Raw genomic sequence first — 11,870 nt, 5'->3', positions numbered from 1 at the left:
ATTGTGCAGTGTAGCCTGCTTCAGTACCTGGGTATTTGGTGTTGTCACCTTCTACTTTACCACCGTGTAAATCCAATTGTAAACCAAAAGAATGTGCTAATTGCTCTCTGAATGAGATACCGTAGCCTAATTGAACTTTATTGTGTGTAAAGTCATTTGAACCGCCTGTAGCAACAGATGGAGAGGTAGCGCCAACATTTACACCAATGCTAAATTTGTTGTACTGACCTGCTCCGCCAAATACCTTGGGGGTAGTGGTCTCAGTAGACGTTGTAGTTGCCGTGGCTGTTTTAGTAGAATCCGTTTGTGCATTTACGATTCCCACAACCATCAAAGAAGCAAATGACAATGCGACTGTTTTCTTTAATGTAGAATAATTCATAGTTTTTAAGATTAAACGATTTTAATTGTGATTTTTTTCAAATTTAGTAATTATGTTTGAAACCATGACCAAACATTGTTCCAAAACTTGTAATAGTTACACAAATAAAGAAAAAAAAATGATAATCATCACAGAAATATGAAATATCCTATAATCGATAATAAGCTATTTATAAATAATAGAAAAAATTTCGTTTCAAGAACAAAATTAAACGCTATAGCTATTTTTCATGCCAATGATGAGTTTCCAAGGAGCGGTGATCAGGCTTTTTTATTCAAACAAAACCCTGACTTTTTTTACCTTTCAGGTATAGATCAGGAGCAAAGTATACTTGTTTTATACCCGGATTGTCCTAATAAAGCATACAGAGAAGTACTTTTTTTAAGACAAACCAGCGAACATATTGCCATTTGGGAGGGGCATAAATACACTAAGGAGGAAGCTAGGGCGGTTTCAGGTATCGAAAATATTTACTGGCTGCATGAATATGATACTATATTACAAAGCATAATTAATTATGCCGAATACATATATATTAATACTAATGAGAACGATAGGTACAGTAGCACCGTACCCTATCGCGACATCAGGATGCTGAATGACCTGAAGTTAAAGTATCCTTTACATCAATATGAGCGTTCGGCACCTATCCTGCGCGACCTTAGGGTTGTTAAGTCTGAAACTGAAATTGCGCTTACGCAAAAGGCTTGTGATATTACCAATGATGCCTTTGTAAGAGTACTCAAATTTCTGAAGCCAGGCGTGGCCGAATACGAGATCGAGGCAGAAATAATACACGAGTTTTTAAGGCAGCGTGCTACAGGCCATGCTTATAACCCTATCCTGGCATCAGGAAAAAATGCTATAGTATTACACTATAACGATAATAACCAGATATGTAATGATGGCGATGTGATACTTTTTGATTTTGGAGCCGAGTATGCCAACTACAATGCTGATATGAGCCGCTCGGTACCGGTTAATGGGCGTTTTACCAAACGCCAGCGTGCTGTTTATGATGCCGTTTTGCGTGTAATGCGCGAGGCTACTAAAATGATAGTAGCCGGTACGGTATGGAACGAGTACCATGAAGAAGTTGGTAAAATAATGACCAGCGAATTGATTGGTTTAGGCTTGCTGGATAAACATGATGTTGCCAAGCAAAACCCTGATGCACCGCTTTATAAAAAGTATTTTATGCATGGCACCTCTCATCATTTGGGTTTAGATGTTCATGATTTTGCAAGCCGTTATAAAGACTTTGAGGTAGGTAATATTTTAACTTGTGAGCCGGGTATTTATATAGCCGAAGAAGGTTTGGGTATCCGTATCGAGAACAATATTTTAATTACCCAGGACGGAAACCGCGACCTGATGGCTAATATTCCGGTAGAGGCAGATCATATAGAGGAGATCATGAATAGCTAATTTCAGCGCTATTAAAACAATTTAGCGATTACCAAATCATTAATTCATTGTAAACTATACATAAGTATATACAAAACTATACAAATTGAAGTTTTTGTGGTTTAAAGCTTCGGCAACATCTTGCCGAAGCTTTTTTTTATCAATGTGTTGCGTTAATTTCTGCTGAATAAGTTTGTATGCTTTTTCGGTCATTAATAACTCCCGGCGTTCATTTTTTTTGTTTGCGGCCAGGCGTATAAACTCTGCTACTTCCTTTATCCCGGCTGTTTGCGAAGCTATAGTTTTGAACACCGGCGGCTGGTTACCCATTTGTTGGCCGATTATCTTTTTCAGGTTATTGGCAAAAGTATCAGCACCGACCCTGTCGGCTTTGTTAATAATAAAGGCGTCTGCAATTTCCATCAGGCCCGATTTGATGTGCTGTATCTCATCGCCGCCCTCTGGCACCAAAGTAACCAGCGTGATATCGGCGAGGCCTGCTATTTCAACTTCCGACTGGCCAACGCCCACGGTTTCTATCAGTACATAATCAAAACCCGATGCCCGCAATACATCAGTCATTTCAATGGTTTTGGTAGATAAACCACCCAAAGAACCACGCGTAGCAAGCGAACGAATAAAAACATCAGGGTGATTAAAGTGCGGGGCCATCCTGATCCTGTCGCCAAGTAACGAACCAAAATTAAAAGGCGAAGTAGGGTCGATGGCTAAAACGGCAACCCTGTTGCCGTCCTCTAAAAGCAAATTGATCAGTGAATTTACCAATGTACTTTTGCCTGCACCCGGCGGACCGGTTATACCTATAATAGGAGTGTTTTTAGTAAAGCTTAAATTTTTAAGCAAATCCTCGGCACCGGTTAAATCATTTTCAACAATAGTAAGAGCACGGGCAACCGACCTGAAATTTATAGCTGATGATTTAACGTTTTCTGTTTGCATGCGTAGGTATAACAAATATAAGCCGATTTGTGGCAGAGCAACAACAAAGCAGGCTTAATGCCCGATAATTCATCAAAATTGTATATTTGTTGCTTAAGCTGCATTGTAAAATCTGTTTCGGCCGCCTGTTATCAACATTATTCAGGGAATTTATTAAAGCATACATCATTTGAAACCATCTATCCTGATAACTTTCGATTCATTAAAACGCGCAACCTCCGGATTGTTTTTTTTTGAAAGGAGTCTGGGAGATGAATTGATTGAACAAAGCACCCATCGTTTTACCTTGTATGGTTATGTACGCCGCACGGCCATCCACACTTTTAAAAAAATTAGCGGTACGGTAACCATATCTCTGCTGCATAAAATCTTTTTTCCAAAGTATAACCAGTTTGATCTGGTACACTTTACCAATCAGTACTGCAAACTAAACCCTAACCGGGTGCAAGCCAAAAAAGTGCTTACCATTCATGATATGAACCCGGTACACGAAAAAAACAGATCGCCGCAACGCTATGATAAATACCTGAAACGTTTGGGAGGCTACATAGATGCCTGCGACAGGGTGGTTGTAATTTCAAACTTTGTAGCCAGGGATGTGATAGAACATTACCCCCAGGCTGCCGATAAACTTTCAGTTATATATAACGGAGCGGATAAACTTATCCTGCCCGAAAATCATACGCCGGCATATCAACCTGCCCGTAAATTTTTATTTACCATAGGCAGCCTTGCAGCGAAAAAGAATTTTCATGTGCTGCCCGCTTTATTAAAAGATAATGATTACGAATTGATCATTGCTGGTAAAATAACCGGTTACCAGGAAAAAATTCTGGAAGAGGCCGCTAAATACAATTGCGTCGACAGGGTAATTATCCCGGGGCTTATCAGCGATGAGGATAAGGCCTGGTATTACAAAAACTGCGAAGCTTTTATGTTCCCGTCAATAGCTGAGGGTTTTGGCTTGCCGGTTATTGAGGCCATGCATTTTGGCAAGCCTGTTTTCTTATCTAAACATACCTCATTGCCCGAAGTTGGCGGCGATGCGGCCTGGTATTTTGATAGTTTTGAGCCCGAAAGTATGCAGGCAACTTTTAGCAAAGGCCTGGAAGAATATGTAAGCCAGGATAAGAGCGCGGCCATCATGAAACATGCCGAAAAGTTTGACTGGAAAAAAACAGCGCAGCAATATCTTGATCTGTATGCCGAGTGTTTGGGAATGCCAGGAGATAGTGGGAATTTAATTTGACGGGTTGCAGCTGTTACAAACCGATACCCTATACCGTACTATTGTTGTAATTTCGTTTTTTCTTATTTGTATTTTACAAAAGTTTGATGCCCTTAACTATTAATAAAGATATAAAGCACATTTTAATAAGCAGGATTGACGCCATTGGCGATGTGGTGTTACAACTGCCTACCTGTATTTATTTAAAGCAATTAAATCCGGACGTAACTATCAGCTTTTTAGGGCGTAGTTACACTAAGCCTATTGTTGATGCTTGCAAGGCGGTTGATCATTTTATTAATTATGATGAAATTAAGCCTTTATCAACAAATGAGATAGCCAATATTTTTAAAACAAAAGCTATTGACGCGGTTGTGCATGAATTCCCTAAAAGCCAAATAGCCCAGGCAGCAAAAAAAGCGGGTATCAAAATCAGAATAGGTGCAACCAGCAAATTCCATCATCGTTTAAACTGTAATAAATTAATAAAGCTAAACCGTGCAACATCAATTATGCACGAGGCCCAGCAGGATATTTATATGTGCGGGCCGCTTGGCGTTACCCACATACCTACCATTGGTACTATTGCCCGCTACTATAAAGATAATTTTAAGCCAACGGTTGAACTGCCGGCAACGCTTAACGAGCTGTTAAAGCATAACAGGTTTAATTTGATCATCCACTCCAAATCTGGCGGGAACGGCCGGGAGTGGGAGATGAATAACTTTACCCAACTGATAAACCAGTTGCCTGAAGATAAATTCCGCGTTTTTATAACCGGTTCAGAAAAAGAGCATGAGTTATTCAAAGCCTGGATTCCTCAATTACCCAAACATGTAATTGATTTAAGCGGAAAAATGAACCTGCATGAATTTATCGCGTTCATATACCGTGCCGATGGCTTAGTGGCTTCGGGTACCGGCCCGCTTCATGTGGCTGCAGCTTCAGGTATACATACGCTGGGTTTATTTCCTGTTTCGGCTTCAATTAATGCCACAAGGTGGGCTCCTCTTGGTTTAAAGGCCGAACATATTGAAAGCGATTCTGATGACCTGAGCAGTATTTCTGTTGATATGGTTAAAAAAACAATAGAGAGCTGGCTGCAATAAAGCAGATAAGCCTTTAAGTGCTATTGTTGTACTTTTGCCTTAGTTGATATTTATACCATACAAAAATTAAATGCCAGTAATTGATAACAAAACAATAACACACATTTTAATAAACAGGCTTGATGCTATGGGCGATGTTGTACTGCAATTATCTACCTGTATTTATCTGAAGCAATTATACCCGGATGTGATTGTCAGCATTCTGGGCCGCAGCTACACCAAACCTGTTGTTGACGCTTGTAAGGCTGTTGATCATTTTATTAATTATGATGAATTGGAACCGTTATCAGTTCCGGAAATAGCTGTTGTTTTTAAAGACAAGGGCATTGATGCAATTGTACATGAGTTTCCGAAAAGGCAAATTGCCGAAGCCGCCAAGAAAGCCGGTATAAAGATCAGGATAGGGGTAACCAGCCGAAACTATCATTTTTTTACCTGCAATAAACTGATCAGGCTAAGCCGCAGGCGATCTGATCTGCATGAGGCACAACAGAACATTTACATGTGCAAGCCGCTTGGGGTTACACATATACCTACTTTGGGTACCATTGCCAATTTATACAGGGATAATTTTAAACCAACGGTTGACTTGCCCACGCAAGTTAAAGATCTGCTTAAGAACGATAAATTCAACCTCATCATTCACTCCAAATCAAACGGAAACGGGAGAGAGTGGGATCAGGAAAACTTCACCGCCCTCATAAAACTTTTACCGGAGGATAGATTCCGTGTTTTTATAACAGGCTCAGAAAAAGAACATCAGCTTTTTAAAAGCTGGATACCGCAACTGCCTGCTCATGTAATTGATATGAGTGGCAAGCTGTCGCTTAACGAATTGATTGCTTTAATATATCATGCAGATGGCCTGCTGGCTTCCGGAACCGGTCCGTTGCATGTGGCTGCAGCTGCCGGAATACACACCTTAGGCTTGTTCCCGATAACGCAGGGTATCGATGCCAAACGCTGGGCCCCGATGGGTATAAAGGCAGAGCATATTGAAAGCAATGGCGATGATCTGAGCAGTATTACAGTAAATATGGTATATGAACGGATAAATGAATGGGTAATGGACAATACTAATCATCGGCTTACAACCGTTTAAAAGGGCCTCCTGAAACTAAGTGTATATAATAACTGCTATTTAACTAATTTTGCAGATTAATTTTTTTAAATGAAAATCTACTTCAGGTTATTGTCCTTTGCCAGACCTATAGGCAAATTTGCTTTACCATACTTTATATGTACTATATTTCTGGTGGTATTTAATACGCTTAACCTTACCCTGCTTGCCCCCCTGCTTAAAACTATTTTTTACCCCACCCCACCAGATAAGTTACTTGAAAGACCAACGCATTCGCTTGATCTGTTGCAGAACTTCAATTACTATGCCCAGGAGGCTAACCGGCATTACGGCGCATCCGGGGCTTTAAAATTTGTCTGCGTATCCATTGTGCTTTCTGTATTGTTGAGTAATATATTCCGGTACCTGTCGCAGCGTATTATGGAAAACCTGCGCATTTACACGCTGTTGAATTTAAGGCGAACCGTTTTTAATAATGTGATGAATTTGCACCTTGGCTATTTTAGCAATGAGCGCAAGGGCGATATCATTTCAAAAATAGCAGCCGATGTGCAGGTGGTTCAGTTTTCGGTTACGGGTACACTACAGGTGATCTTTAAAGAGCCTTTTCAGCTTATTGCTTACCTAATAGCCTTATTTGCAATTTCGGTAAAACTTACCTTATTTTCTATGCTCATAATCCCCGTTTCGGCATTCGTTATCTCCAGAATAGTGAAACGTTTGAAAGAGCAGGCTATCGAATCGCACCAAACTTATGGTAATATGATCAGCTATCTGGACGAAGCCTTATCGGGCATCAAGATCATCAAAGCCTTTAACGCGGTACCATTTATTAAGAACAGGTTTAATGACGAAAACGAACGCTATTCGCGCATTACTCGGTCCATGGCTAAAAGGCAGCAAATGGCTTCGCCAGTGTCAGAATTTTTAGGTGTGTTAATGGTGGCTGGTATTGTATTGTACGGTGGCACATTAATTATAAATGGTAAAGGCACATTAACAGCCGAAAACTTTATTCTTTATATCATCATATTTTCGCAGGTGATGCGGCCGGCAAAAGCCATTTCTGATTCGTTCAGCAACATTCATTCAGGTATTGCGGCAGGCGAGCGGGTGTTAGCACTTATTGATGAAAAGCCCTTGGTAATTGACAGCCCTGAAGCGGTAAAAATTGATGGGTTTAATGATAGTATCCGTTTTGAGAATGTATCATTTGCTTACCGGAACAAGGGTGCAAGTGAGGAGGAGCCTGATAAATACGTTTTAAACGGTCTTAACCTCACTATTCCAAAAGGTAAAACCATTGCGCTGGTTGGCCCATCGGGCGGAGGTAAATCAACATTTATGGATCTGTTGCCGCGTTTTATTGAACCGCAGGCCGGGACCATCTATTTTGATGATAAAAATATTCAATCACTCACTACAGAATCATTAAGAGCTCAAATGGGTATTGTGAACCAGGAATCGATGCTGTTTAACGATACTATATTTAACAACATAGCCTTTGGTAAAACCGGGGTAACCCAGCAGGAGGTGGAAGTCGCCGCGCGTATTGCCAATGCCCATAACTTTATCATGGAAACTGATAATGGTTACCAAACCAATACAGGCGACAGGGGGGGCAAGCTATCTGGTGGTCAGCGTCAGCGCATTTGTATTGCCCGTGCGGTACTGAACAACCCGCCTATCATGCTGCTTGATGAGGCTACCTCGGCGTTGGATACCGAATCGGAAAAACTGGTGCAGGAAGCATTGAATAACCTCATGAAAAACCGCACATCATTAATTATAGCGCACCGTTTAAGTACCATACAAAATGCCGATGTAATTATTGTGCTGGAAAAAGGCCGTGTTGTTGAACAAGGTAATCACCAGGAGTTATTGCAAAATAACGGGCTTTACAAAAAGCTGATTGATATGCAAACCTTTAATGCCGATTAATATATAGAAATTGCTTAGCCGGATTTTGAAATAACTGAAATGGTGAAAAAAAGAAGTTTTATAAGTACATACTGGCTTAAATATACCGATAGAGCAGGTTATAAAAACTATAAATGGGAATTGCATAATTATAAAAATGCTGAATCTGCCAATTTTTTAATCGGAGATAAACGATTGAACAATCCAACAAAGATACGTGCCATCGCCTCCGCTAATCATCAACTTAACCTTAACCATAGTGGTAATGCCGGGGATATTATTTATGCATTACCAACAATTAAAAAACTGGCCGAAATTGTAAAGGTACCTATAAACTTATACCTTAGGCTTGGGCAGCCGTTGTTGCTTTCAGACGGAGTAACCCATCCACTGGGTAATGTAAGGCTTAATGATAAAATGGTAACCATGTTAGCGCCTTTAATCAGGTCGCAGCCATACATCAGTCAATTCGAAATTTTAACAGATCAGAAAATAGATATTGACCTGGATTATTTTAGGGCAGGACATGTGCCGATGGATAGATGTAATATAGCCCATTGGTGTTCATATGTTACAGGAATAAATCCTGAATTATGGAAAAACTGGCTTGATGTAGAGCCAGACATATCCTTTGCAGACGATATAATTATTGCAAGGAGCGAAAGATACAGGAGCAGGGGAGTTGATTATAAGTTTCTGCGAAACTACAGTAATTTAAAATTCATAGGGGTTGAATCGGAATATAACGACATTAAAAAGCAAATCCCTGATATTGAGTGGGTACAGGTAAATGATTTTTTACAGTTGGCCAGGATGATTGCAGGTTGTAAATTTTTTATTGGCAACCAATCATTTCCATTTTCAATTGCCGAAGCATTAAAAGTCCCTCGTATTTTAGAAGCTTGTTTTGATGTTATAAATGTTGTTCCGGAAGGTGAAAACGGATATGATTTTCTTTTCCAGGATCATTTTGAATCGTTAGTACAGGAGCTTTATAATAAAACCAAGCGTTATGAGTAAGTTGAAGAAAGTTGCTGTTATAGTTCCTTTTTATCAAAATAAAATCTCCGATTTAGAAAAAATTGTACTAACTCAGTTACAAAATGTTTTAGTCAGCTATCCCCGCATCATTATAAAGCCCCAATCGCTTGTGTTATCTGATGAGGTTAATCAGTTTAATTTTACAGCTGTTGAAACCTTTGACGATAGCTATTTTAAAAGTATTGATGGGTATAATGCTTTGATGCTTTCTGATACTTTTTACAAACGTTTTTTAGATTATGAATTTATTTTAATTCATCAGTTAGATGCCTTTGTATTTAAGGATGAGTTAGGGTATTGGTGCAGCCAACCAATTGATTATATAGGTGCCCCCTGGATACCGCCAGGTGATTACCCGGATATAATTAAAGCGATAAAGTCAAAAATACAATTTCACTATCACGCCAGGTTTAACATCCAGAAGAATGGTCTTCCATCACCAATGCAATATGAGTATAAAGTTGGTAATGGAGGATTTTCATTACGGAGGGTGAAAAAGTTTCATGATCTGAGTATTAGCATGCGCGATAAAATGTCGATGTATTTAACACGTAGCGAGCACGAATTTCATGAGGATATTTTTTGGTGTATTGAAGTAAATAGGAAGCGGAAAATATTAAATATACCATCATACAAAACAGGGTTAAAGTTTTCTTTTGAACTGGCCCCTGAACGGGCGCTAAGACTAAATAATAATGAGTTGCCGTTTGGTTGCCATGCCTGGGATCTGTACCTTGATTTTTGGCGCCCCATATTTAAAAAGCAGGGTTACGATATTTAAAACCAGTAATATCAATTGATTTTATGAAAGAGCTTCCATTGGTATCCATAGCACTTTGTACTTACAACGGTGCCCGGTTTTTGGAGCAGCAATTATATACGCTCATTAATCAAACTTATCGCAATATTGAAATTATTGCTGTAGATGATTGCTCCACCGATAACACCTACCAGATACTTGCTTCTTACGCCTCTAAACACCCCAACCTGCGTATCTATCAAAACGAAACAAATGTAGGCTTTGTAAATAATTTTGAACGGGCTTTAGATTATTGCCAGGGTGACCTGATTGCGTTTTGCGATCAGGATGACCTGTGGGATGTTAAAAAAATCGAGCTTCAGGTTGCGGCTATAGGCGATAACCTGATACTGTATCATGATTCTGAACTGATTAATGAGCAAAATGAATCATTAGGTAAAAAAATGACCGACTTGTTTAATTTTTACCGTGGAGATGAGCCGGAAGCGTTTTTGTTTTTTAATTGTGTATCGGGGCATGCTATGTTAATTAAAAAGGAATTAATTGCAGAGGCTCGTCCGTTTAAAAAAGACGGCTATCACGATTGGTGGATGGCTTACGTAGCAACCAACATAGGTACTATTGACTATTTGCCGCAATGTTTGGTTAAATACCGCCAGCATGAAAATAGTGATACGGATTTATTGGAAAGAAAGGATGCCGATAAAGACCGCTACAGGCACCAAACAAGAGAGCAGATTTTTAAACGCCGAAGTAGATGGTTGCAGTATTGTGCAACCTATCCTAAAAATAAGCGGACAAAGTTTGTTAAAACATTATACCAGCTATATGTGAACTGGCCGGATAGCTATGTGTCTTTCCGCCTCTTTGCTTTGATAAAAAAACATATCAATGTTTTATACTACATTTCCAAACAAAACAATCGTCAAAGGCGCCGGGAAATCAAGAAGCTGGCCTGGGGTTATAAGGCTAAAAACTTTTGGTATACCCATATTAAGCCCGATAATAAAAAGCTAATCCGACCGGAATAGCGCTGAGTTCTCTAATTTACTCGCGTTTTTTGAGTTGCAACTTTAGCAGGTAAAAATTAAGCTTAACAAACAGTTTAAAACTGAAGGAAGCGTATCGGTTATATTGCCAAAGTATGGTATAGGCTAATTTAATAGGCATCTTTAACGTAATAAGTTGCTCGGTAAATTTTTTAAAGGTGAGTTTTTCCGCGATTATTTGTTGTTTGTAAAATAAACCCTGTATGTTGGCAGGCAAATGTTTATTCCACTTTTTATGCAGCTTCATAGATTCATAAACCCAGGTACGGTCATAATTCCCGTCAGACAAATGCTGCAGTAAAACATCGTAGGTAACAGCTATTTTGTATTTTTGGCCTATGGTTAAAGAAAAATCAATGTCATAGGCATGAAAACCTGTAAAAGTTTTTTCATCAAATTGAAACTCGGCCCATATTTTTTTGGTGGTGGCAAACCACACACCATCAATGCAGGCAACAGCGGGTAATTTTTGATTGCCGGGATTAAGTTTAACCAGGGCCCGTTCCTTACCGGCAAACTTATAATCTTGCAGTAAGTGCATATGAATATTGATATCTCCAAAAGGCTGCCAACCCGAAGGTGCCAAGGCTTTATACGCCCCACCGGCTATACCCACCAAACCAAGATCAGGATTGGTGTTAAATAATTGGTTTACAGTATTTCCCCAGTTTTGCGTGTCAATAATAATATCCTCATGCATAAAGCACAATATATCATATTGGGCATTTTGAGCAGCCTGGTTATACACCTCGCACATGCTTTTTTCGCCGCGGCTGTTATCGGTAGCTATAATTTCAAAAGGTACGCCTACGGTATGGTGGATGTTTTCTGTAACCTGTTTTAATAGTATTTTATCGGCAGAAGCAATAATGATAGATATCATGGGAGGATTTTTGTCAATAAAAAAAGCCTTACGAAGGTAAAAAATATCGT

At 39.5% G+C, this 11,870-nt stretch carries 10 protein-coding genes and 1 pseudogene; 8 read left to right on the top strand and 3 right to left on the bottom strand.

The window, feature by feature from the left end; translation table 11 throughout:
* A pseudogene (locus AAGC65_RS14515) lies at window positions 1-382 on the bottom strand (OmpA family protein); the annotation flags it as partial.
* A gap of 138 nt (window positions 383-520) precedes the next feature.
* Between AAGC65_RS14515 and AAGC65_RS14510 the strand changes: the two are divergent.
* The gene (locus tag AAGC65_RS14510) at window positions 521-1,810 is read left to right on the top strand and encodes an aminopeptidase P N-terminal domain-containing protein (protein ID WP_343113180.1); all 1,290 of its coding nucleotides are present in this window, start codon (window positions 521-523) and stop codon (window positions 1,808-1,810) included.
* 54 nt (window positions 1,811-1,864) lie between these two features.
* On the opposite strand, the gene meaB is transcribed toward AAGC65_RS14510, so the two are convergent.
* The gene (meaB, locus tag AAGC65_RS14505) at window positions 1,865-2,749 is read right to left on the bottom strand and encodes a methylmalonyl Co-A mutase-associated GTPase MeaB (protein WP_343113179.1); all 885 of its coding nucleotides are present in this window, start codon (window positions 2,747-2,749) and stop codon (window positions 1,865-1,867) included.
* 169 nt (window positions 2,750-2,918) lie between these two features.
* Between meaB and AAGC65_RS14500 the strand changes: the two genes are divergently transcribed.
* The 7 genes from AAGC65_RS14500 (at window position 2,919) to AAGC65_RS14470 (ending at window position 10,919) form a co-directional block, all read left to right on the top strand.
* The gene (locus tag AAGC65_RS14500; protein WP_343113178.1) at window positions 2,919-3,998 is read left to right on the top strand and encodes a glycosyltransferase family 1 protein; all 1,080 of its coding nucleotides are present in this window, start codon (window positions 2,919-2,921) and stop codon (window positions 3,996-3,998) included.
* Window positions 3,999-4,084: 86 nt separating this feature from the next.
* Complete coding sequence (locus tag AAGC65_RS14495; protein WP_343113177.1) at window positions 4,085-5,086, top strand: glycosyltransferase family 9 protein; 1,002 nt, start codon at window positions 4,085-4,087, stop codon at window positions 5,084-5,086.
* Window positions 5,087-5,156: 70 nt separating this feature from the next.
* Entirely contained in the window at window positions 5,157-6,188 is a 1,032-nt protein-coding gene (locus tag AAGC65_RS14490; protein ID WP_343113176.1) for a glycosyltransferase family 9 protein, read from the top strand.
* Between the two features lie 69 nt (window positions 6,189-6,257).
* Window positions 6,258-8,108 carry an ABC transporter ATP-binding protein gene (locus AAGC65_RS14485; protein WP_343113175.1) on the top strand — a complete coding sequence of 617 codons (1,851 nt, stop codon included), beginning with the start codon at window positions 6,258-6,260 and terminating at the stop codon, window positions 8,106-8,108.
* A gap of 39 nt (window positions 8,109-8,147) precedes the next feature.
* Complete coding sequence (locus AAGC65_RS14480) at window positions 8,148-9,107, top strand: hypothetical protein (protein ID WP_343113174.1); 960 nt, start codon at window positions 8,148-8,150, stop codon at window positions 9,105-9,107.
* A complete protein-coding gene (locus tag AAGC65_RS14475; protein ID WP_343113173.1) occupies window positions 9,100-9,909 on the top strand; it encodes a DUF5672 family protein in 810 nt (269 codons plus the stop codon). The genes AAGC65_RS14480 and AAGC65_RS14475 overlap by 8 nt, the downstream gene beginning before the upstream one ends.
* Before the next feature lie 23 nt (window positions 9,910-9,932).
* Complete coding sequence (locus AAGC65_RS14470; RefSeq protein WP_343113172.1) at window positions 9,933-10,919, top strand: glycosyltransferase family 2 protein; 987 nt, start codon at window positions 9,933-9,935, stop codon at window positions 10,917-10,919.
* 16 nt (window positions 10,920-10,935) lie between these two features.
* On the opposite strand, the gene AAGC65_RS14465 is transcribed toward AAGC65_RS14470, so the two are convergent.
* On the bottom strand, window positions 10,936-11,820 hold the full coding sequence (locus AAGC65_RS14465) for a glycosyltransferase (protein WP_343113171.1): 885 nt from the start codon (window positions 11,818-11,820) through the stop codon (window positions 10,936-10,938).
* Window positions 11,821-11,870 lie beyond the last annotated feature (50 nt).

Origin of the sequence: Mucilaginibacter sp. (assembly GCF_039207105.1) — a bacterium.
Lineage (GTDB): Bacteria > Bacteroidota > Bacteroidia > Sphingobacteriales > Sphingobacteriaceae > Mucilaginibacter.
This window is presented reverse-complemented; position numbering and strand designations above follow the sequence as displayed.